The organism is Hymenobacter sp. GOD-10R, from assembly GCF_035609205.1.
Classification (GTDB): domain Bacteria; phylum Bacteroidota; class Bacteroidia; order Cytophagales; family Hymenobacteraceae; genus Hymenobacter.
The window spans coordinates 1183218-1204878 of the sequence record NZ_CP141184.1 but is presented as its reverse complement, the minus strand read 5'-3'; the positions used below and the strand labels follow the sequence as shown (position 1 = coordinate 1204878).

The following is a 21661-nucleotide window of genomic DNA, read 5'->3' as shown; positions in this document are numbered from 1 at the left end:
TCGGCCCGATTTGTTTTCGCCTATGCTATTCAAAGAGCTCATCCAAAAGAACGCTTCTACGCTGCTGTCCATGCTTTTCTTATCGGGCATGCCGCTGGTAGGTGTTTCGTTGGTCAGCTACGTTCTGTACCGCTCTCCAACGCTACTTCAGGACCTTAGCCTCGGAGAAAGCCTCCTCTACTTCGTAGTACTGGCCTTCCTGATGACGTTTGCCCTTATGCCGACCACCGTTGCCGTGCTGCTCACCGGCTTTTACTTTGGGTGGGCGGGTGCGCCTGGCATGTTGGTGGCCTATGCCTTGGCAGCCCTGATCGGCTACCAAGTAGCCTCTTCCCTCGACCACGGCAAGATGACGAGCTTCCTACATCACTTTCCGAAAGTAGACGCCGTGATGAATGAGCTCAAAACCGACAGTTGGCAGCTCATCTTTCTCACGCGTATTTCGCCGGTCACGCCGTTTGCCCTGATGACGTTTGTGCTAGCCGTGCTACGCGTCGATTGGGTGCGCTTCCTGCTAGCTTCAGTTGTGGGGATGCTGCCGCGTAGCCTGTTCTTCTACTGGCTTGGCACAAAAGCCCAAGACGTGCTAGCCCTCGTGCGCGACCCCGATTCCGGCCCCACAGGCAAATTGCTGGTGTTGGTACTGGTGATGGTGTCGCTTTTTGGTTTGTACTACCTTATCAACCGCGCATTAAAGCGCACGTTGAGTAAGAGCGCAGAGAATCACACAAAAAACTTTAACTGACAATCAGACGCTTGCGTGTTTTTTGAAGCTTTTTTCAGAGAAATAGTGAGTATATGCTTGCTTGACTGAAAAATTAGACCCTATCTTTGCACCCACAAACACGGAAACGGTCACGTAGCTCAACTGGATAGAGCACCTGGCTACGAACCAGGAGGTTTGGGGTTCGACTCCCTACGTGACCACCAAAAGGCCCTCAGCAGCTTGCTGAGGGCCTTTTTCGTTCTACAGTATTTTTGGTCGGCTAAAGAGTTGGTCGCTTAGCTGTTTTCTTGGGTGCGATATCCTAGCCTGCAAACAAGCAGGCGGATTTGCAATAGACTAATTTAGACTTATTATGAATTACGTGCTTGGGCTTCTATCTTTGCGGCGCCTTAGCGGGTGCCCGAAACAGAGTGGATAAAGCTAGCTTTTTGAGCTAATTACCCGATACTTTTGATGGGCTAGCCAACGATTTCGACGGTTTAATTGTTAAGCTACTGAGCATTAGCCGTTCATTTGTATTCGCTGTTTAATTCATGACCAATACCATTTCCACCGATATCTGCATTATCGGGGCGGGCCCAGTGGGGCTGTTTGCCGTGTTTGAAGCTGGCCTATTGAAGTTGCGTTGCCACGTAGTAGATGCCCTGCCGCAAGTAGGCGGGCAGCTGTCGGAAATTTATCCGAAGAAACCCATCTACGACATTCCCGGCTACCCTGAAGTATTGGCCGGCGACTTGGTGCAGAACCTAATGCGCCAGATTGAACCCTTCCACCCCACTTTCACGCTTGGCGAACGGGTTGAGAAGTTTGAGAAGCAGGACGATGGGTCTTTCCAGCTCACGACTACCGATGGCACCGAGATTCACTGCAAAGTCATTGCTATTGCCGGTGGCCTAGGTTCCTTCGAGCCGCGCAAGCCAGCTATTGAGAACTTGGAAAACTTTGAAGGCGGTAAAGGGGTGCATTATATGGTCCGCGACCCCGAACACTTCCGCGACAAGCGTTTGGTTATCGCTGGCGGTGGCGATTCTGCTCTTGATTGGACGATTTTCTTGGCTAATGTGGCCAAGGAAGTGACGCTGGTTCACCGGGGCACTACCTTCCGCGGTGCCGCCGACTCGGCCGAGAAAGTGAAAGCCCTGCATGACGCAGGTCGGGCCCGGTTGGTGCTGTCGTCGAACGTGACGCACGTGCACGGCGACGGTACGCTGGAGTACGTGACCATTACTGGCAACGATGGTACTCCGGAGCAAGTGCCGGTAGATGCTTTTGTGCCCTTGTTTGGTCTTACGCCTAAGCTAGGTCCTATTGGCGAGTGGGGTTTGGAAATTGAGGACAACGCGGTGAAGGTTAACACCATGGACTACTCAACTTCTGTTCCGGGCATATATGCCATTGGGGACATTAACACGTACCCGGGCAAGCTCAAGCTCATCCTGTGCGGCTTCCACGAAGCGGCGCTTATGGCGCAGGGCGCCTACAAGCACATCTTCCCCGATAAGAAGTACGTGCTCAAGTATACTACCGTCAACGGAGTACCTACTTTGTAAAAGCCGTTCGTTTTTGGCTGTTAGCTGTTAGCTTTGCTCATCATCTTTTGAACAAAACTTTTAGCTGACAGCCAAAAAGCTAGCAGCTAAAAGCCAACCGCTTTACTATGAGTGCAGATAACTTGGACGTGCGCGTGTACGTGGAAGAGGCTCCCGGTCAGCGCCGCGAAATCATCGCGCCTACCGATATGGGCTTGAGTTTGATGGAAGCCCTAAAAGCGAGTGGCTACGACATTCAGGCGACGTGCGGTGGCATGGCGCTGTGTGGCACCTGCCACGTAGAAGTGCTAGCCGGCCCTGCCCTCGACGAGCCGAGCGATGACGAAATGTATATGCTCGAAAGCCTTCCGATTCTGAGTGACGGCAGCCGTCTTTCATGCCAGATTCGCATTACCCCTCGCCTAGACGGTTTGGTGGTGCGGCTGATGCCACAGATGGCCTAGGTCCTGAGCGCACATGTTATATGTTGATAAAAGAAAAGGAGAGCCGAGGCTCTCCTTTTCTTTTATCGGTAAGTAGGTCGTTTAGCGACGACGCCTAGTAGCAGGTTTCTTCGTTACGTGCTTAGATTTGGAAGAACTCGACTTGCTGGTAGTCTTGCGCTTGCTTGCGTGCGACGTGGTGCGGTGTGTACTGCTGGTGCGCCGGTGCGACCTGCGGTGATACGTGCGAGGAGCTGCCTTCTCAGCTGGCGCGGCGGCTTCTTCTGCTGCTACTGCGGCTTCGGCCGCTTCTAGGTTACGGGCGGTTACTTCAACGGCCGCTTGTTGTGCTTCTTCTACTTTCTCGGTAGCAGCAGCCTTCTTGCGGCGCGTGGGCATTAAGAAATCACGCTCAGCACGCTCTTGGGCGGATAAGTTCTCTTCACCCGGCAATACTGACCCAGCGGGCAGGTTCACCTGGTTTTTGCGGTCAACAGCAATTGACTTCCTTCCACTCTGAGCAAAAGCCGAAACGCTGCAAAGCAGCACGCCGGCCAGGACATAGATCTTACGTTTCTGCATCATTCCATCATACTATGAATCGGCAAAGGTAAGTCGCAAGCAGGGCTGCGACAACCTCCTGTGTTTTCTGCGCCTAACGAAAAGCCTGCCAGTGCTCTGTTGGGCAGTTTTACGCACGTACAAAATTATGACTCGGACTAGTCGAGCTAAGTTACCGATCTAATTCAGAACGCCACACCTTGAAACCATAAATTCCACTGAACGAGCATTCTGCAGCAACACAGGCTGTATCTTATATCAAAGCTGAGGTGCAATCTGCATGCGCGTTCCGGCAGAATGGGTCGTGAACTCTGGCGCGTAGAGGCATTGCAACTGCGAGAGCCCACCCGAGAAGTCCCCGCTCTGCGAGGCGCGCAACCGATACTCGAAGGTGTGCGTGCCCTTGGGGAAGTAGCTGATGAAAAAGTTTGTGGCAGCATCACGCGGACTCTCGTAATAGCCTAGCCCTGCTTGGTACTGATAGCCACTCACCTGATTGATCAACTCCAAGCCCGCGGCGCGCTGGTCTTTGAGGTGTACGTACTCTAAGTCGCGGTCCGAGCGGAGAATGAGACGAACGACTAGCACGTCGCCAACCCGCAGGGGCGCGGTGGAAGTTAGCTTCTCTAACACCGGCCCACCCGCTGTGCGCTGCTCCCGGAAAAGCTGCCGCTCCAAGCTGAGGGATGTTGCAGCCGGTGTCAGCTTATCCAGCTGTTCGAAATACTGCCAATACAATGCGCCCCAAGCTAGGCCTGCGTCGGACTTAGTAACAGCTACTCGCCCCTGTTCAGCCTTGACTTCGGCAGCCGGGAAAGTCGTCCTGAAGTAACCCGTGCCCGCCTCCAACGAGCTAGGTTGTACAGGCTTCTCCCCTAGCTTCACTACCACTGGCTGGCTCGGCTGCAACCAATCGGAGCCACGTAGCAGCAAGGCGTAGCAGGCATCGGCAGTAGCGCGGGTGCTTGGCCAGTTCTGGGTTTGCTTCTGCCGAAGCAGCCACAGCTTCATTTCGTCTACGGCTTTCTGGTCGTTGGCTACTTCGTCAAATGCCTCGATGAGCGTGGCCTGGGTTTCAGTAGGCGCCTCCCGCCAGTAATAGCCGCCGCGCACATCCTTCCAGTACATACCTAGCTCGGGGTCGTGCAAGGCATTTTCCCGGAGCGCAGTCATGATGTTTTGTACCGCGGCCGGTTGATTTTTTTGCCGGTGTAGGGCCAAGGCTAGTTGCGCTTGGAGGTAGCGGGTCTGCTCTTTCCAGTACGTAGCGGCTTGCTGCTGGTAATACGCAACCGCCGACTGCGCACCTTTCGCTACGGGTTGCTGTGGCCAGAAGCTACGCGCATACAGCGCCTGAATCTGCACGTCGGAAAGATGATTGGCTTTCATATTGATGCCCTTTCCCTGCCGAAGCGCATCATACTCCTGTTGGAGTTGTGCATCCAGATAACCTAACGCATTCTGCAAGATGCGTTTTGCCTGCTCATCCTGCGTAGCATCGAAGGCACCTAGCTTCTGCAGCTTCCCTAAACCTGCCACTATCAACTGAGTGATATAGCGGTCGTCGGGCATTTTCTCAAACCACGGGAAAGCTCCGTTGGGCTGCTGTAACTGAGCTAGCTTCGTAAGGGCCTTGCTAGTTTCGGCTTGTAAGCGCGGCTCGTCGAACAGTTCTCCCAAGCGGCGCATCCGTTCCGTATCGGTTTGGGCGTCGCGCATCCAAGGCGTTTCTTGGAGAAGCAGATTCTTCAACTCCTGGTTTTGCTCCAGCTTAGAAGTCAGCGCCTGCTTGTTGCCACCTTGGGCAACCCGCTTCCACTCCGCTAACACCGGCTTAATGCGCGGGTTACTTTGCAGAATTTTCGCCGCTAATACGCTCGCGTAGAAGCGGCTGAAGATCTGCTCTGAGCATTCATACGGGTACTCCATCAGGTACGGCAAGGCCTGCACGGCGTACCACGCAGGATTTTGGCTCATTTCTAATGTGAGCGAGTAGTTGCGGCGCGTCGGCGACGTGGTGCTGGTCAGCTTTTTCAGCTCGAACGTCTGCGTGTTCGGTCCAATGACGGAAAGCGGTAAGGCTTCCGTCACGAGCAGCCGGTTGGGTAGTACGGGCAGGGTGTTTTCTTCGCCGTCGGAAAAAGATTCCTGCTTGGAGGATTTGCGCTTTTTTGCTGGTTCCGTTTGCGCTACTACCCGGTATGTAATGGCTTCGAGCGGCACTTGGCCGTCGGCAGTTTCAGGAATAGCTAGGTCCCAACTGAGGGCGCTGCTTTGGTTGGCGTTTACCGCAAACTTCTGCTGTGCTTTGGTTTTCAACAGCTTACTTTCTAGCGGCTGTTGGGTGCGCGCATCGAAGAGAAAAAGCTGGGCAGTACCACCAACCGGCTGCGCTGTCAAGTTGCTGACCTTGGCGGTAAAGCGCAGTTGGTCGCCTTCCCGGAAAAAGCGCGGGGCGTTGGGGGTTACTTGCAGTTGCTTTTGCGTGACCAGCGTGCGGCGGAGCAAACCGGCGTGCAGCTGTTTGTCGTGAGCTAGGGCGAGCAGCTGCCAGCGCGTTACAGCTTCCGGCATCTGAAACTCCAGCACAATCTCGCCTTTGTTGTTGGTGCGTAAGTCGGGGCGCCAAAACGCCGTTTCCTGGAAGTTTTGGCGGGCTTGAATAAGGGAGAGGTCAGCTTGCGGCGCGCCTGCTGTTGTTACGCTACCTGATATACTCTGTTGCTGAGCGCCATACCCCGCTACTTGAACCTCATCCAGTTGTGCAGCCATAGGCGCGGGCTGGGCCAAGGAACTAGTGCCTCTTAATGTGACCCTTACCCCTTTGTTCATGCGGGGGGTAGTGTACACCTTCGTTTCCACTACTTCCTTCACCGGCTCCATAACTTGTTCACCTTGGTAGCCCCACAAATTCAACCTAGGGTATGCTACCTCATTAACCATATCAAGCATTGACTTTCCCTCAACCCCTACCATGGAGTATTTGAGCTCGAATCTTCCATTCCACCCTAACATGGTTGGATAGTATGGCTGCGGAAAGGCAAGCTCCGAAAAATGGTGCATCCGAAAATGATCCAGTGACTGATCGTAGAGCGTTGCTACCAACTCTGCTTCGGCGGCTTTGCCAGCGGCATTATGAATAGTGATACGCCAAGTTTCTTTCTGACCGGGCTGGAGCTTGTCGTGGAAGGTGGCAATGCTGAGCGCCAGCGGCTCGGCAGGCTTGGCCACTTGCACGATACTGTTGTTGGTGTACAAACGATTATCACGCACTTGAGTGGTGTGCACGAAAAGTTGGGTTTCACCTAGGTCGGCGGGTACGGGTATAGCTAGCTGGCGCTGCGCGCCCGCGGTCAGCGTTATCCATTCCTGTTGCAAGGATTTCCCACCCGCTTCTATCTCTACCAAAACGCGCGCACCGGCTTCGCTACTCCCTAGCAGGAAACGAGCCGTCTGTCCTGGCAAAACGCTGTCCTGCAAGCTCACAAACCAGTTAGGGGTTGGCACCGCCAGCGTGGTGGCGCTGGGCGCGTAAAGCGTGAAGAATTGTTCGGCCTTAACCACCTGATCGGCATCTGTGGCGGTGGCCTCCAGGAGGTAGCGCCCCGGCGGTTGCTGCTGCAAAGGGGCCACTAGTGAAGTAAGTACCGGTGTTTTTTCGGTGTCAAAATCTTCGGTTAGTACGAGCGTGCGGGCCCACTTTCTTTCGTCATCTTCGTCTGCGTATGCGTCCAGCGGAAATTGTCGCTTGAACTCCTCCCGACTAAGTGCTTCACGCTCGAGTCGTTCCCAGGGCCGGGGGCGTAAGCTACGGGCAGGCGGCGTCAGGCGGTAGAGGCGCACCTGCCCACGCGCTGGCGCCTCTTGCCCGAGGCCATTCGTACTTAGCAACTTCAGGGCAGGAACCTGCTCCCGGTTCAAGAGCTGGGGCATGATGAATTGCAAGTTGAGTGTGCTAGACCCTAGGCTCACTTGCTGTTGCGCTGTACGGGTTTCGCCAGCGGCATCGGTTACGTCGGCTGTTACTTCAAAGAAATAGCCTGGTCGCCACCCCTTTCGGTTTCGGTCAACTGATGTATCAGCCTGCGCCGTGAACGTAACTGAGAAACTACCATCAGCAGCCGTTTGGGTCGTACCGTTGGCAATTTCAACTTCTGCCTGCCCAGGGAATGGCTCATATTGCCCCCCTAGGTAGGGCCGGACAAGCAACCACAACGTACGGCGCACCACGCGATATTGCACCGTAGCGCCGTCAATGGGCTGACCGGCATAGGCCGTACCGAGGCCGCGCATTGTTACTGCTTTCCCCAACACAGGCTTGCCCTTTATAGGCTCAAACGCAACTTGGAATGTAGGCCGCTTGTAGTCCTCTACCGCAAAGGACAACTCGCCAAAGTTTGTTTGTAAACTCATTTCACCGTTGAGCAAACTTGTCGGTAACACCATAGAGCCATGAAAGCTGCCGAAGTCAGACGTAGTGAACGTAAGCGTTTGTACCGTCTGGCGGTTCACATCGAGCAGTCGCACGGAGATGCCTTTGTCTGGCAACAGTTGCGATGTACCGGCGCGTTCTTCCGTAAGTATTCCTTTGAAATACAAGGTTTGACCCGGCCGGTAAATAGCTCGGTCAGTGAAAAGGAACACGCGGCGGGTTTCCTCCGGGATTGGGTTGCGCGGGAAGAAGGAGCCGTAATAAATCGTCTTGGCTACCAACGAATCAGCATCGCGCGATAGCAACACCGTAGCATAGGTAGGCTGATCGGGTGTTACGTCTTTAAGTAGCAGCACGTGGCCTGCCTCGTTGGTCGTTTGTGCTGCAACTGGTCGCAGCGGGTCTACGTAGTTCTTTCGGTAAAAGGGCTGCGCTTTTACCCCAGGCAGGGGCAGTCCACTTTGGCGATGCAACACCAGCATATCAACGCCACTGGAGGAAGTAGTACGTGGTCGTTGCAGGTGGCTTAGCTCACTTACTGCTAATTGTCCATAGACCACGATTCTTTCCGGCTGCTGCTTCACCGAGCCCTGCTCCGTGGTACTGACAACCACCAGGTAGTAGCCCAGCGGCAACGCCGGACCTACCTGTTGCACAGTGTGGCTTGTGTAGTCTTGAGAGCTAGGTACATCGAGCGTCCAAGACGCCGCCGGCGCGGCAGCTAACGTGCGGGCATAGGTTTTAGAGAAGCTAACGCTAGGTTGCTGCTGCTCCAATTGCCGGAGCGCCTGTGCTGTGCTCACGCGGTAGGCTTTGGCGTAGAGCCTAGTTACGTTACGAACTTCTAGCTTCAACAGCCACGGCTGGTTTGGCAACACCACTTCTTCCGTAGTAAAACGCAGCTCTACGGCTTCAATGCCCTGCCGTAAGACCGCGGCTAGCTTGGCGCCGTGCGAGGCAGGAAAGCGCCGCTCTGCTTCTAAAGCTAGCGTACGTGCTTTAACAGACTGCTGACTTTGGCGCCAATTATGTGCTTCTTCTACGAGAAACTCCGCACTAATAGACAGCGCTTTATAATACTCCGCCTCACGCGACAAGGCCTTGCGGTATAGCGAATCTTTGTTTGCAAACTCAGCATGCTGATGCACAAACGCCAGGCGCGACAAATCGGCATCGGCCAGCGCAGCTAGGTCGCTCGCCTTGCTCAAGCGAAAGGCGGTAAGCTGCTGCAAGAGCCATAAAGCGTGAAATTGTCCGTTGAGCGAATCAGCGGCTGGCGCTTGCAGCGACAAGCCCACAAACTCCGCAGCTGGCCCGAGCAACTTTCGATTGGTGAGCCGAAACTTGGCGGCCGGGCGGGTAATGTAGTACTCGTCATTACCTAGCCCCTCAACGGCGCGGTGTACGAGCACATCATAGAGCGTAGGACGCAACGCACGACCTTCCACATCGCCGCCGCGGATAGCGTACCCTAGGTCGTTGATTAGCAGCTTTTGTTGGCGCTGGGGCTCCTCCGCTACGGAGGCCTGATAGTGACGGACGATGGCACTGCCTAGGCGAGCAGCATCCCAGGTAGCTAGGTCTAGGTCCGCGGAATCGGGCGTGGCAATGCGGGTGCGGTCGTAAAGTTGGTAACGGTGCTGCTGGTAGTACCGTGCGTAGAGTTGAGCGAGTAGGCTATGCAGGATCGGCCGGGCTGGGAAGCGCGCTGTTTTTAGATCATCCTTGAGGAGGGCAATGGCCTTTTCATCCGCATTCTCCTCCTTGGCCTCGAGCAGGCGCAGCTTGTAGAGCAAGGCGCGCAAGTACTCGGGCGTGTCCTGCTGGCGGCGCGCCGCTCGGTAGATTTCGTCTACCAACTCGCCCGCCATTATGGTGCGGTCTTTTGCCAGCAGCGCATCTATCTGCTTCCACTTCTTAGGGTTAGGCCCGGTGGGTGGCGTAGGCGCGGAAGAGCTAGCGTTGAACAATAACAAAAGGAATAAGCAAAGCAATAAGAACGGACGCATGAGGCAAGCTAGACAATAGTGAGCTAGGTTTTGAAGAACAGATGCCAGCGCTTCGCATATTCCATACGCCCGTTTAAGGTTAAATTTTATTTACATTTTATATTGGCTTATTAATATTAAGAATTAAATATACATTTACCAACATATTATTGTCTGCTCTCTTCAAGTGGCAACACTCTACTTTTAGAAATCAAATGAAAAAACAGCTATTCCTCGCTACTATTACTTTCCTAGGTGCTCAGGCAACGCACGCACAAGTCCAACTCAGTATAGGCCCACGCGTAGGGCTGCAATCAACCAGCTTTGATGGACCTCGTTTCAACGACGCAGCACATACCCAACGCTATGGGGCGCAAGCTGGCGTTGTAGCTAATGCACAATTCAATCACTTCGCTATTCAGCCCGCTTTGGTCTTTTCACAAAAAGGAGATAAGAATGATTGGCGTGAAAGTGACTATGTGACTCTGCATGACGCCGTACGAGTCAACTATTTAGAGCTGCCCATAAACTTCGTACTGTCGATAGATAAATCAGACGGATTTCAGCTATTTGCGGGGCCCTATGTAGCGCTCGGTGTAGGCGGACGCCTACGTTCCACATTTACGTATGGGAGCGAAGTAACCGAAAGCAACGACCCATTAAGCTTCAAACAAAGAAGCAGCTATAGCACCCCCCATGAATTCCGTCGTTTTGACGCTGGGTTCAACGCAGGCATCGGGTACAAGTGTGGCCCCCTGCAGATTCAGACAGCTTATGGCAGAAGTGCCATGACCATCAAGCCGGAGGGCAAAACAGGTAGAGCGTATAGTCCACGCAGCCGCAGCATCCAGTTGACGTTGAATTACTTCTTTGCGCTCAACTAATCCACGGTAGCTAGCTACTCACCGCGTGCGCTGGCTGGCCGTACCGTACTAGCTAGCACACGTTCGGCTTGGGCGACATGGCGTTGTATGTGCACCACCAGCAGCTCCAGTTGGTCGGGCAGACGCAAGGCCACTAATGGGATAATGACGTTGGGAATGCGCACGTTATTGGCATTCACTTCACGCGTCTGCTCAATTAAGCTGAGTAGCTCGTCGAGCTGGCGGCTGAAAACTTCTACCACGGTGCGTGGCAGACGGCTGCCGCTAGGCGCAAATTTTTGCGGTGCTTTCTGAGGCTTCGTGGTACTGTCCGCCCGCATCGACTCGACTAACTTCCGCCCGATAGGTCCGAACTTTATTACCTCGGCGGGGTGGGTTCCGCGGTCTTTGGCCCTGCGCACGCGGAGCGCAATGCTAGGCAGGTAGTGGCCACCCACAATATTCAAGTGTTCTAAGCATTGCCCTACACTCCACTTGCCGGGGCTAGGTCGACGGTTGAGCTGTTCGTCGGTGAGTGGCCGAAATTCCTGAGCCGTAATAGCGCGCAGCGTTTGCAGGTCAGCCGCTAAGCGGTTTAGGAAGTCAGTAGTACGAACGGCGGTGGGGCTCATAGATGGGCAGGAACGGAAGCGAACAGGAAGAGGAAAGTATTGTAATGATACGTGCCGCAGACATTAACGGCAATGCTACACCCGCATCGTACCCAGATTTTATCCTAATCCAGGTATCTTGCCTCTATGTTTCGTCCTTTTCTTTGTTTGTTGTGGCTGTTAGCTAGCGTTGTTGTTAACCAGGTAGCCCAGGCACAAGCTGTGCCTAATCCTGGTGAGAACATTGCGTTCTTAGTTACTTTTGGCAATAAAGCCGATAAAAGCTGGGGCGACGACGACTTTGCCCAAACCTTTTTTTTCCTGGTTCCGAAAAACAACCGCCAACCGGTCTACATACGCGTGTTCGACCCTGACTGCGGCGGCCAAAACGACGAGCGGAAGTTTGGCTGGAACACCAGCACCCGTTTTAGTCTCTATGGTGGCACCGGTGCTCACTCGGGTGCCGACGCGCGCCGCACCGAGCCTAGTGGCAATTTTCGGGAAGGCACGCTACTCAAGCAGCAGAACTTTGGCGCCGAGCCAACCTACGACAATAAGTGGTACACCTTCGGGCCGCTGAACCCGCTGGAAGGTGAGTTTGTACCGGAGTTCGATGGCTACGTATTCAAGATGGTGGCGCAAGGCCTCACTGGCGACGACGGCAACCTGTACCGTTACTTCCTGAGCACCAGCCCCACGCAAAATGTGCCAGTGGAAGGGGGCAATGCTTTTACTTACGAGTACTCTTTCCGCTTGTCGCAAGGCAAAACCCGCACGCACTTGTATCCCTTCGTCAACGACCGAGTGGTGAGTATCAAGCAGAGTAATTTTGACCTTGACAAGGATGCTACCATCAAGATTTTCAGCGTGGCGAAGAACGGTCATCCGGCCATTGTGAGCGGCGACAATGAATGGAGCAGCAGTACGCACCCGATTAGCGCCAAAGAGCACGGTCTCTCCTTGGATATGCAAATCAACTCCCTCTCTAAAGCTAGCAACGACTTGGTTTTCTACGTCACCGACCAATATGACACCGCCTTGCCCTTCTTCGCTATTCCGCTGGGCGGCCCTCCGAAGTACCGCTACGAAGTAGACGTGAAGATCAAACGCTAACCTAGCTCTGGGCTAAGCACAGCCTATTACAGGTCTTCAGATCGGAATGATAATTGATTTTCAGCGCACGTTGCTAAGCTAGGTATGCACGTGCGCTATGAAAGTCAAACAAGTTAGGCCCTATACGCCCCAGAGCTCTTTCTTAACTAAAAGTCAAACCATTATCCGGCGCTATTTTGGCTTTTCACGCCGCGAAACGTCTGGCTTTGTGGTGCTGGTGACGTTGCTGCTGCTCTGGTTGTTTGTCCCGGCGCTATTGCGTCCCGCCTTGCCTCACTACGACCCGGCCGCCGATCAGCGCCAACTGAATGAAGTAGCCGCCGAGCTAGCTGCTCAGCGCCAGCCCCGCACCTTCTCGGATCGGCGCTACCCGCGTCGCAGCTACGCCGCCCGAGTGCCCGTGGCTCAGGTCTCCCTTGCGCCTTTCGACCCTAATATGCTCACGCCTCTCGATTGGGAAGCGCGCGGGTTGCCGCACTTTGTGGCCGAGCGTATTGTGCACTTCCGCGACGTTATTGGTGGCTTCAAGGCTAAGGAGCAGATTCGACGCACTTACGGCCTGCCGGATTCGGTGTATGCGCGCTTGGCTCCGTACATCCTGCTGCCGGACCAGCTACCGTCGCGGACGACTCGTTTCTCTTCTAGTCCTGACCGCTTCGCCGGCAAATTCACCGCGCGGCCTAGCTTCCCGCCTAGCAAGTTTGCCCGCAAGCCCGCGCACTTAGCAGCTTTCGACCTGAATACCGCCGATACGACGCAGCTGATGCAGATCCGTGGCATTGGACGCGGTATCTCGGCGCGCATTGTGGCCTATCGGGCGCAGCTTGGTGGCTTCGTGCGGGCCGAGCAGATGGCCGAAATCTACAGCCTTCGCGACGCGCCCGACCTCGTGGACAGCTTGCGTAAATACACCTTCGTGAAAGCTAGCTTCGCTCCGGCCTCGCTCGATGTGAATACGGCCAGCTTTGATGAGCTACAAAGTCACCCCTACATGGGCAAGCGATTAGCGCGCGTGGTGGTGGCGTTTCGGCAGCAACACGGGCCGTTCAAACAACCCGACGACCTGCGTCAGATCCGCATTTTGGACGACGCTACCTTTGAAAAGCTCAAGCCGTACCTGCGTTTTTGAGCTTCGCGTACTGAGCGCTAAGTAGGCTTGCGGTACGTGTTTCTACCTAGGTATTAGCAGGCCGGTGGGCAGAAATTTGGCGCGGGTGTCGGCCTTGTTGGGGAGGCTTGCGTATGCACGAGCACCGCAGCCTAGCCGCATGTCATCAATTTACTGGAGGCAGGCCGCCTTTTATTTGTATGGTCCCTCCTCTTTTCTTTCTGCTGCGCGACAAGCTTTTTCCGATTGCGGTCTTTGTTCAATCGGTGTTTTGTGGCTGCGCCCAACAGCAAGATCGTGGCGACTTCGAGAAAGTTCGGAAAGACTATACGGTGAAGCAAATTGGCCGGATGCACAAAAAGCAAGTGGCCGAAAGCTCTGGCTTTGAGCAAGCCAACTCCGAAGGTGACCTCTGGACGCAGGCAGATGGGGGCAACTCAGCCAGCCTCTACAAAGTGACGCCCGAGGGCGACTTACTGCAGAAGCTCGATCTAACCCCGCTCACGAATATTGACTGGGAAGACCTAGCGCAGGATGACGAAAAGCGCCTCTACATTGGCGACTTTGGCAACAACCAGAACAAACGGCGCAATCTAGCTATCTACCGCCTCAGCGGCTTGCCCAACAAACCCACCATCGATACTATTCACTTCAGCTACGCCGACCAGCGAGATTTTCCGCCGAAGAAAGCAGCCCGTAACTTCGATTGTGAAGCGTTCTATTACCGGCACGACAGCCTATACCTTTTCACGAAAAACCGAGGCGAGGGACGCTGGGTGAAAGAATATGTGCTGCCCGCCAAGCCCGGTACCTACACGGCCACCTTGGTCGATAGTATTCAGATGAACACCTGGATTACGGCCGCCGACATCAGCCCTAATGGTCGTACAGTAGCTCTGCTCGGTTACGGACGCGTGTACTTGATTGATTTGCAACCCGGCCGTAAACTGTTTGACAGCCCGAAAAGCTGCTTGCTCATCCCGACTACCGGGCAGGCCGAAGCGCTGGTTTTTACTAATGAGCACGACTTTGTGCTCAGCAACGAAAAGGGCAAAATCTTCCGGGCGCAACGTAAAAAGTAACGGAGCGGGCTATTGCCACCCGCGGCAGTAAGTAGACAGCGCGTCATAGATGTTAAACGGCTTTTTACGATCAGCCGTAAGCTTATGGACTCGGCCCCTAGCTAGAGTCATTACCTCACTACTTCCTCTTTCCATGCCTCATACCATTCTTATTACGGGCGCTACCGGCACGGTGGGCTCTGAGCTTGTACTAGACCTAGCGAACCGCGGAGTCACGGTGCGAGCTGGCGTACATTCCATCATCAAAGGCGACCGGCTGCGGCATATCTATCCCGATACCCAACTCGTCGAAATAGATTACGCCCGCCCCGCAACGTTGCATGTAGCGCTTACGGGCGTCGAGCGGCTGTTTTTGGCTACGCCTTTTGTCGAAAACCAAGTAGCGCTAGCTAAGCAAGTCATCGACGTGGCGAAGCAAGCCGGCGTGCAGCAGATTGTGCGTCTTTCAGTAGCTGGGGCCGATGCTACACCGGGTATTCAACTTGGGCGCTGGCATCGGGAGGTGGAAGAATACCTGGAGCAAAGCGGCATACCCTACACCTTCGTGCGCCCTAATAGCTTCATGCAAAACTTCGTCAATCACAACAGCGAGTCTATTTGCCAGGAAGATAAGTTCTATCTACCGTTGGGCAACGGCGCCATCAGCTACGTAGACGTGCGCGATATTGCCTCAGTAGCAGCTAACATCTTGACGGCTGATATTGCCCAACATCAGAGCAAAGCGTACACGCTTACGGGTCCAGCTGCTCTCACCGGCGAGGAGGTAGCCGCAGCTATCAGCCAAGCGACCGGCCGGCCCATCGCCTACGTGGATGTACCAGAGGCTGCCGCCCGCCAAGCCATGAGCCAAGCCCCACAGTGGATGACGGATGCTATGCTGGAACTTCACGCGCTAGGAAAAGCAGGTCATGCCGCTGCGGTTACCTCCACCGTGGAAGAGCTAGCCGGCCGACCAGCGTACACGTTTGAGCAGTTTGCGCAAGATTATCATCAGCACTTTCAGCCTGCTTCGTAGCGACTTGATTACCTGCTAGCTTCACACAAAAGGGGCTTCTCATTATCTGAGAAGCCCCTTTTGTGTTAGTGCAGTTTACTACGCTACCTAGCTTTACAAATCGCTATCGGCAGCATCGCGGCCTTGGTTGCGCCGGGGGGCGCTGCCGTAGTCTTCCTTGTCGTCGCCGCGGTACTCTTCGCGCTTATCAGCACCGTAGTTCTTGGCCTTGTCGGCATTGTCGTAGTCGCCGCGGACGGGCGCACCTTGTTTGTTGTTCGGATCAGCAGAAGCGTACTCATCATCGTAAGAGCCTCCTTGCGAGCCAAAGCCCTCGGTACTCTTACCGTTGTAGTCACCTTGGCCGTTGCCCGAACCACTACGATTCATTTTGTCATCCTGCTCGTCGCGGGCTGAGGGCTGCTGATAGGTGCCACGGCTGTTAGCATCAGAGCCGCCCGCTTCATTGTAGCTTTCTTCCCGCTCCCGGCGGTTGGTTTGCTGCCCGTTACCACCTTGGGTGCGGTCTTGGTTGTCGTAGCCACCACGCGACGAGTTTTGATCCTCGTTTTGGTTACGCTGCTGATCACCTAGGCCGCTCCGGCTTGAGGAAGAAGTGCCCATATTGCTATCCGTCAGCGACGAGGTGCCATAATCGGCGCTGTAGCCGCGGCCACGACCGTAGCCCGAACCGTTGTCGTTCAAATATGTGCTGCCATCGTTACCAGCCTGCGCATTAGGCTGCAACTGCTCGTATGGCAAATTATCTTGGCCGTACACAACCTGATTAGGGTTGCGCGACTCTTGCCGATAGGTATCATCGCGCCCGTTGTAGGTCTGGTAGGAATTGGACTGTAGCCCATCGGTAAGGCTGTAATTGCCGCTCTCATTGGTAGCGCGGAATTGATTACCGTAACCACCTTGCGTGTTGCCGTGGTCCTGGGTACCAAATTCCCCGCGACTAGCGCCGCTGATCTGGTTTTCGCGCCGGTCATCGTCTTGGTAGATAGGTTGCACGCTATTGCCAAAGTTGCCGCCGTATCGGTTGCTAGGTTCCGAGTCGGAGTGCTGCTTGCGCTCCTGCTGCTCCTGCGATTCGCCGGTGCCAGGCTGCACATCATCAGGGGTAGCTTCTTTGTTTGGCTGCTGGCCTGCTGGCCCGCCTATGCTTCCTTTTCCGACGCTCATTTCCGAATCGACAAGCGACTCGCTTGATGAAGCATCCTGGTTTGGGTTGGGCGTGCCGTTCATGGCGGGTGTTTCAGCTTGCGTTGCGCTGTTGGCTAAGGTGTTGCTAACTCCAGCACCCATTTTGGCCTGCATACCCGTTGTATTATTATCGGCGCCGTCAGTTACTTGCGACTCATTATTGCGAGGATTTTCCGTTTTATCTTCCATGGGGGAGTACATAGGTGGGTGGAAACAAGTACTTCGTGATCTGAGCTATACGCGTGTGTGTCAGCAGAGTTAGTGCTTGCTGAGTAAATCTGCGGGGCCTCAGCTCAACTAGAAGGAGCCTGTACGTGGGGTTTACGATTTGTCAGGAGGCAGCAGCTCTACCTAGGTCGGCTGTTGGAGTTACTGATCAAGCCGCTTATTTTCGCCCCACGCACGACTCCCAATCGGCGTGTATCTTGTTAGTCACCTCAACTAATCCATTCTTTTTTTATTAATCCCCAAACCACCTGCTCTTTATGAAAACAGGCAAAGTGAAGTTCTTTAATGAATCAAAGGGCTTCGGTTTTATCGTTCAAGACGAAAACAACCAAGATATCTTCGTACACCAGACTGGCCTTATCCACGAAATCCGCGAAAATGACCGAGTATCTTTCGAGGTTATCGAAGGAAAGAAAGGTTTGAATGCCGTTAAGGTAGAGCGTATCTAAGGTGCTTTTCCACAAGCTAAGCATCTGCTATTTGCACATCCTGCTTCGGTTTTGACTGGGGCAGGATTTTGTTTTGCTATTCCTGCTTGCCATATTGCTGACGCTCAAGGCTGAATCTAGCGCAGCCGCAGCTAGCTCCCTCAAATTATACTGCTCAGCTTCGGCCAAATTTCGACTTCTTGTTCATCAAAAAATCGAGTTACATCTTTTTTGATAGTGAGGAGAACTCGAAATAAGTTTTACCTTTAGCTCATTCATTCACCACAATCCATTTCATTTTTTAGCAGATTATGAGTACCGGTACCGTAAAATTTTTCAATGAGACCAAGGGTTTCGGTTTTATCAAGCCGGATGGCGGTGGTGAGGATGTTTTCGTGCATGCCTCGAACCTGATGCAACCCGTTCGCGACAACGACAAAGTAGAATATGATGTGCAGCAGGGCAAAAAAGGCCTGAATGCCGTTAAAGTACGTCTTATCAGCTAGTCGGATCTTCTGCCCGTGACTGGGCAAATAGAAAGCAAAAAACCTCCTCCAGGCTATCTGAAGGAGGTTTTTATTTTTCAGTACTTGATAAAAAGCTAGCTTTCCAATTAGGCCCTAGCTAATAGGAAGCCGCTATTTCTTGGGTTCGCCTGCTTTCGCTACGCGTATTCCCACCGACATAATATCGGGCAGCTGGTCTTGGCGCATGTATTGTTCCAGCACAATCTTGTAGGTGCCAGGGTGGCGAAAATGCTGATTAGGTAACGCCAGAAACTGGTGGTCGAAAATGTCGCCGGTGCCACTGCCGCGTGGTTCGCCAGTTTGCGGATCCATCAGCAGCATCTGGTGCAGCAGCTGCGAAATGCGTTTGTTGTCAGGGCCCGTGAGCGTATGCTTCACGTAAAGATTGTAGTAGCCGTACGACAGCGTGTTACGGATGTTGATGTAGATGTCGTAACGCTGCGTGGTGTCGGGTATCTCAAACTCAAACGTGGGCTTTACTTGCACCACCCATCGGTTGTTATCGAGGTCAGTATTTTTCTCAAATACCCGGTTAGGGTCGCAGGCAGCTAGCCCGAGCACCATGCCCAGAGCTAGCCACAAGTGAATCAGTTTACGCATGGGCAACATTAGGAAGCGGGAGAAGAAGGAGCGCCAGCCGGAGCATCACCACCGCCCGGGCGGGGCGGCCGAGGTCCGCGCCGCGTTGGGCGGCCACTTCGCTCATTGCCCTCGGCGGCCGAGTTAGGTGCTGGCCGTGGTGAACGCGGCTCGTTGCCACGCGGCGGGCGTGGCGCCTCTGCCCGGCGATTTTCGCCATTGGCTCCTTCCGGCTTGTTGCCTTCTTTGTTGTCTTTGTCTGACCGGTTACGGTTGTTTCGGCGGTTGAGGGGTCGTGCAGCCGAACCACGCGGCCGGCGTGCTTCAGATTGCGCCTCCGCTGCTCCGGTCGCACTGGATGCCGCCTCGGCACTAGGTACTGAAGTTGGAGCTTTAGGAGCTTGGGGCTTTTCTTTTTGCGGCTGGTTGGGCTTTGGTGCGGGCGCAGCAACTACAGGTTGCCCCTGCTCAGCACTAACTTTTTTCTTCTTGCGCTTGCTACGCTTGCTTGCCTTAATCTTATCATCGAGGCGGTCGAGGTTGCCCTCCACGTGAGCCGATACCTCTGGCGCGCGCTCCTCTTCCTGCACAGGAGCTAGGAGGTTTTCGGGCTTTTCGCCGCGCTTGTTCAAATCCTGAATCTCGCGCACGCGTTCCGTGGGGATCATCACCCAGTTATTATCACCCCGGAAAGCAAACCACATCCGCTTCTTGAAGATGTCGGTTTTTTGCAGGAAAGCCTCCCCTTTCTCGGTTTGGAGTGGGCGTTGCACCTGCGGAATGTCCTTGAGCGCGTCGAGGTAAGTGTCGAGCTCGTAGTTCAGGCAGCACTTCAGGCGGCCACACTGCCCCGAAAGCTTAGCAGGGTTGAGGCTTAGGTTTTGGTAACGCGCGGCCGTCGTGCTCACGCTCTTGAAGTCGGTGAGCCACGTAGAGCAGCACAGCTCCCGCCCGCACGAGCCAATGCCACCTAGGCGACCAGCCTCGTGGCGCAAAGAAATTTGGCGCATCTCCACGCGCACCCGAAACTCATCGGCGAGGCGACGGATCAGGTCACGGAAGTCCACGCGGTCTTCCGCCGAGTAGAAGAAGGTGGCACGGGTACGGTCGGCCTGGTACTCCACGTCGGAGAGCTTCATTTTCAGCTTCAGCTCCTCTACCACTGAGCGGGCCCGGAACATAGTGCCTGTTTCAAGGTCACGCACGGCGTCCCAGCGCTCCACATCTTGGGTGGTAGCCACGCGCAGAATCGAGCGAATTTCCTTGGAATCAACGGGCACCTTTTTCTTGCGCATCTGCAAGCGCACCAACTCCCCTTTCAACGACACATGACCTAGGTGCCAGCCGTTACCGGCAGCCTCTACGACCACAGCGTCGCCAGTGACGAGGGGTAAGCGTGAATTATTGCGGAAGAAGTCTTTACGACCGCCTTTGAAGCGAATCTCGACGAGGTCAAATTCTTTAAAGTCGCTGGGCAGGTCTACGTCCTGAAGCCAGTCGAATACATTGAGACGGGTGCAGCCTCCAGAGCTGCAACCACCTTTGGAGCCGCAACCCTTCGCTGAGGAAGAGCAGCCGCCCCCGGAGGAACAAGAAGTGCAAGCCACGGCTTGAAAAGATCTATAGGTAAGGCGGAAAAAGTACCGCACGAAATCGGTTGTCTACAAAGATACCGGTTCTAAGTTGCCAGCGCCTGTTACAAGGTTTTAGCTAGATAATACCGGTTAATAACTGCACCTAAAGGATAGCTAGGTTCTGAATGTTCCCCGCAGAATTCGTAAACAATAAAACAAAAAAGCTCGTCAAATGACGAGCTTTTCAATTATAGACCTAGTATCTAGCTACTAACCAACAGAGTTAGCACTTGATGAGTAGCTACTTACCTTATTTAGGGGTTCAACACTACTTTTACGCAGTTATCCTTTTTGTTGCGGAAAATATCGTAGCCGTGCGCAGCTTCGGAAAGCGGCAGGCGATGCGTAATGATATCATCCAGCTTCACTTTCCCTTGCACGATGTATTCCAGCAGCTTATCAATGTGCTTCTGGGCAGGGGCTTGACCACCGCGAATGGTGATGCCTTTATCGAAGAACTGACCAATTGGGAAATTGTCGAAGGGAGTAGCATAGACCCCTAGCACCGATACGGTGCCCCCACGACGAACAGCACTCATGCAGGCTTCCAGCACTTTGGGAGACCCTTTCTCTAGGTTCACTACTGCTTTTGCCCGGTCGAACAAGTTGCGCATGGGCTCGAAGCCCACGGCTTCCACGCAGACATCCGCACCGCGGCCGCCGCTCATAGCACGGATTTGCTCCGTGGTATCTTTCTCGTTATCCCACAGAATGGTCTCACAGTTTGCCGTTGCTTTGGCTTTATCGAGCCGGTATTGCAGCGGATCAATCACGACTACGCGAGCGGCCCCACGTAGCCACGCCGATTTGGCTGCCATAATACCCACCGGGCCAGCTCCGAAGATGGCTACTACTTCGCCGCCTTTCACTTGGCCCCAATCGATGCCGGAGTAGCCAGTAGGGAAAATATCGGTGAGGAATAAAACCTGCTCGTCAGTAAGACTATCAGGCACAATGCGCGGACCGTAATCGGCATAAGGAACACGCACGTACTCGGCTTGGCCGCCGTTGTAACCGCCGTAAAGGTCGGTATAGCCGAAGAGGGCGCCGCCTTTCTCGGTCATCAAGCCGCCTTCAGGCCCGTAGTGGTCTGGGTTAGAATTTTCGCAGTGGCCGGGCAAGTCGTGATTACAAAAAAAGCACGTACCGCACGCAATGGGGAAGGGTACCACCACCCGGTCGCCGCGCTTGAGGTTGCCAACTCCTTTGCCTACTTCTTCCACAATACCCATGAACTCGTGCCCGAGCACCATTGGCCTAGGTTGCGGAATGCTACCGTTGTAGATGTGCAGGTCGGAGCCGCAGATGGCCGTGCTGGTTACGCGAATAATAGCGTCGCGCGACTCTTCGATTTTAGGATCATCAACGGTATCGACGCGCACGTCTTTCATCCCATGATACACGAGGGCTTTCATAAGAACAGGATTTGGTTTTGGAAGAGACAGGACTAGCAGGTTCAGGAGACCTGATACCTAGCTTTTTAGTAACGGCTCGACAATTAGGCAGGTTACTAGTGTTAGGCCCTATTCGCCTGCTTAGCCATAATCTTGTTCTGAGGCTAGCTTCTCTTTATTCCATGTACTACGTGCTCCGCTGAGCTAGCTG

At 54.3% G+C, this 21661-nt stretch carries 17 protein-coding genes and 1 tRNA gene; 11 read left to right on the top strand and 7 right to left on the bottom strand.

What is annotated here, in order from left to right:
* The first annotated feature begins 22 nt into the window (after positions 1–22).
* The 4 genes from SD425_RS05015 (at position 23) to SD425_RS05000 (ending at position 2720) form a co-directional block, all read left to right on the top strand.
* Positions 23–745 (top strand): TVP38/TMEM64 family protein, encoded by a 723-nt coding sequence (locus SD425_RS05015; RefSeq protein WP_324676043.1) that lies wholly within the window; start codon positions 23–25, stop codon positions 743–745.
* Positions 746–853: 108 nt separating this feature from the next.
* Positions 854–930, top strand: a tRNA-Arg gene (locus tag SD425_RS05010).
* Between the two features lie 330 nt (positions 931–1260).
* On the top strand, positions 1261–2277 hold the full coding sequence (locus SD425_RS05005) for an NAD(P)/FAD-dependent oxidoreductase (protein ID WP_324676041.1): 1017 nt from the start codon (positions 1261–1263) through the stop codon (positions 2275–2277).
* Positions 2278–2384: 107 nt separating this feature from the next.
* Positions 2385–2720 (top strand): 2Fe-2S iron-sulfur cluster-binding protein, encoded by a 336-nt coding sequence (locus SD425_RS05000; RefSeq protein WP_086592929.1) that lies wholly within the window; start codon positions 2385–2387, stop codon positions 2718–2720.
* Between the two features lie 81 nt (positions 2721–2801).
* Here the strand turns inward: SD425_RS05000 and SD425_RS04995 are convergent, their stop codons facing one another.
* Positions 2802–3284: a hypothetical protein gene (locus SD425_RS04995; RefSeq protein ID WP_324676038.1), complete on the bottom strand. Its 483-nt coding sequence runs from the start codon at positions 3282–3284 to the stop codon at positions 2802–2804.
* 234 nt (positions 3285–3518) lie between these two features.
* Positions 3519–9701: an alpha-2-macroglobulin family protein gene (locus SD425_RS04990; protein ID WP_324676036.1), complete on the bottom strand. Its 6183-nt coding sequence runs from the start codon at positions 9699–9701 to the stop codon at positions 3519–3521.
* Between the two features lie 194 nt (positions 9702–9895).
* Here SD425_RS04990 and SD425_RS04985 point away from each other — a divergent pair, with 194 nt between their 5' ends.
* Positions 9896–10564 (top strand): porin family protein, encoded by a 669-nt coding sequence (locus SD425_RS04985; RefSeq protein WP_324676033.1) that lies wholly within the window; start codon positions 9896–9898, stop codon positions 10562–10564.
* A gap of 14 nt (positions 10565–10578) precedes the next feature.
* Here SD425_RS04985 and SD425_RS04980 read toward each other — a convergent pair whose 3' ends face one another.
* On the bottom strand, positions 10579–11175 hold the full coding sequence (locus tag SD425_RS04980; protein ID WP_324676031.1) for a DinB family protein: 597 nt from the start codon (positions 11173–11175) through the stop codon (positions 10579–10581).
* A gap of 126 nt (positions 11176–11301) precedes the next feature.
* Here SD425_RS04980 and SD425_RS04975 point away from each other — a divergent pair, with 126 nt between their 5' ends.
* The 4 genes from SD425_RS04975 to SD425_RS04960 all read left to right on the top strand — a co-directional run bounded on the left by SD425_RS04975 (position 11302) and on the right by SD425_RS04960 (position 15472).
* Positions 11302–12267, top strand: a complete 966-nt coding sequence (locus SD425_RS04975; protein ID WP_324676029.1) for a hypothetical protein — start codon at positions 11302–11304, stop codon at positions 12265–12267.
* Positions 12268–12364: 97 nt separating this feature from the next.
* Positions 12365–13396 (top strand): helix-hairpin-helix domain-containing protein, encoded by a 1032-nt coding sequence (locus SD425_RS04970; RefSeq protein WP_324676027.1) that lies wholly within the window; start codon positions 12365–12367, stop codon positions 13394–13396.
* 179 nt (positions 13397–13575) lie between these two features.
* Positions 13576–14457: a hypothetical protein gene (locus SD425_RS04965; RefSeq protein WP_324676025.1), complete on the top strand. Its 882-nt coding sequence runs from the start codon at positions 13576–13578 to the stop codon at positions 14455–14457.
* A gap of 133 nt (positions 14458–14590) precedes the next feature.
* Complete coding sequence (locus SD425_RS04960; protein WP_324676023.1) at positions 14591–15472, top strand: SDR family oxidoreductase; 882 nt, start codon at positions 14591–14593, stop codon at positions 15470–15472.
* 93 nt (positions 15473–15565) lie between these two features.
* Here the strand turns inward: SD425_RS04960 and SD425_RS04955 are convergent, their stop codons facing one another.
* Positions 15566–16849 (bottom strand): hypothetical protein, encoded by a 1284-nt coding sequence (locus SD425_RS04955; protein WP_324676021.1) that lies wholly within the window; start codon positions 16847–16849, stop codon positions 15566–15568.
* A 296-nt stretch (positions 16850–17145) separates the two neighbouring features.
* On the opposite strand from SD425_RS04955, the gene SD425_RS04950 reads away from it, so the two are divergent.
* Together SD425_RS04950 and SD425_RS04945 are read left to right on the top strand one after the other, a co-directional pair.
* Entirely contained in the window at positions 17146–17337 is a 192-nt protein-coding gene (locus SD425_RS04950) for a cold-shock protein (protein WP_086592920.1), read from the top strand.
* A 290-nt stretch (positions 17338–17627) separates the two neighbouring features.
* A complete protein-coding gene (locus tag SD425_RS04945; RefSeq protein WP_324676018.1) occupies positions 17628–17822 on the top strand; it encodes a cold-shock protein in 195 nt (64 codons plus the stop codon).
* Between the two features lie 132 nt (positions 17823–17954).
* Here SD425_RS04945 and SD425_RS04940 read toward each other — a convergent pair whose 3' ends face one another.
* From SD425_RS04940 to SD425_RS04930, 3 genes are all read right to left on the bottom strand, one after another.
* Positions 17955–18443 carry a gliding motility lipoprotein GldH gene (locus tag SD425_RS04940; protein ID WP_324676016.1) on the bottom strand — a complete coding sequence of 163 codons (489 nt, stop codon included), beginning with the start codon at positions 18441–18443 and terminating at the stop codon, positions 17955–17957.
* Between the two features lie 8 nt (positions 18444–18451).
* A complete protein-coding gene (gene ricT, locus SD425_RS04935; RefSeq protein ID WP_324676014.1) occupies positions 18452–20029 on the bottom strand; it encodes a regulatory iron-sulfur-containing complex subunit RicT in 1578 nt (525 codons plus the stop codon).
* A 281-nt stretch (positions 20030–20310) separates the two neighbouring features.
* Positions 20311–21471 (bottom strand): zinc-dependent alcohol dehydrogenase, encoded by a 1161-nt coding sequence (locus tag SD425_RS04930; RefSeq protein WP_324676012.1) that lies wholly within the window; start codon positions 21469–21471, stop codon positions 20311–20313.
* Between the last annotated feature and the right edge of the window lie 190 nt (positions 21472–21661).

Bases quoted from the DNA above. Each gene is read 5' to 3' on its own strand.
- SD425_RS04995 (WP_324676038.1), bottom strand. From the start codon at position 3,284: ATGATGCAGAAACGTAAGATCTATGTCCTGGCCGGCGTGCTGCTTTGC.
- SD425_RS04965 (WP_324676025.1), top strand. From the start codon at position 13,576: ATGGTCCCTCCTCTTTTCTTTCTGCTGCGCGACAAGCTTTTTCCGATT.
- SD425_RS04960 (WP_324676023.1), top strand. From the start codon at position 14,591: ATGCCTCATACCATTCTTATTACGGGCGCTACCGGCACGGTGGGCTCT.
- SD425_RS05005 (WP_324676041.1), top strand. From the start codon at position 1,261: ATGACCAATACCATTTCCACCGATATCTGCATTATCGGGGCGGGCCCA.
- SD425_RS04955 (WP_324676021.1), bottom strand. From the start codon at position 16,849: ATGGAAGATAAAACGGAAAATCCTCGCAATAATGAGTCGCAAGTAACT.
- SD425_RS04945 (WP_324676018.1), top strand. From the start codon at position 17,628: ATGAGTACCGGTACCGTAAAATTTTTCAATGAGACCAAGGGTTTCGGT.
- SD425_RS05000 (WP_086592929.1), top strand. From the start codon at position 2,385: ATGAGTGCAGATAACTTGGACGTGCGCGTGTACGTGGAAGAGGCTCCC.
- SD425_RS04930 (WP_324676012.1), bottom strand. From the start codon at position 21,471: ATGAAAGCCCTCGTGTATCATGGGATGAAAGACGTGCGCGTCGATACC.
- SD425_RS04940 (WP_324676016.1), bottom strand. From the start codon at position 18,443: ATGCGTAAACTGATTCACTTGTGGCTAGCTCTGGGCATGGTGCTCGGG.
- SD425_RS04970 (WP_324676027.1), top strand. From the start codon at position 12,365: ATGAAAGTCAAACAAGTTAGGCCCTATACGCCCCAGAGCTCTTTCTTA.
- SD425_RS05015 (WP_324676043.1), top strand. From the start codon at position 23: ATGCTATTCAAAGAGCTCATCCAAAAGAACGCTTCTACGCTGCTGTCC.
- SD425_RS04950 (WP_086592920.1), top strand. From the start codon at position 17,146: ATGAAAACAGGCAAAGTGAAGTTCTTTAATGAATCAAAGGGCTTCGGT.
- SD425_RS04975 (WP_324676029.1), top strand. From the start codon at position 11,302: ATGTTTCGTCCTTTTCTTTGTTTGTTGTGGCTGTTAGCTAGCGTTGTT.
- SD425_RS04985 (WP_324676033.1), top strand. From the start codon at position 9,896: ATGAAAAAACAGCTATTCCTCGCTACTATTACTTTCCTAGGTGCTCAG.
- SD425_RS04990 (WP_324676036.1), bottom strand. From the start codon at position 9,701: ATGCGTCCGTTCTTATTGCTTTGCTTATTCCTTTTGTTATTGTTCAAC.
- SD425_RS04980 (WP_324676031.1), bottom strand. From the start codon at position 11,175: ATGAGCCCCACCGCCGTTCGTACTACTGACTTCCTAAACCGCTTAGCG.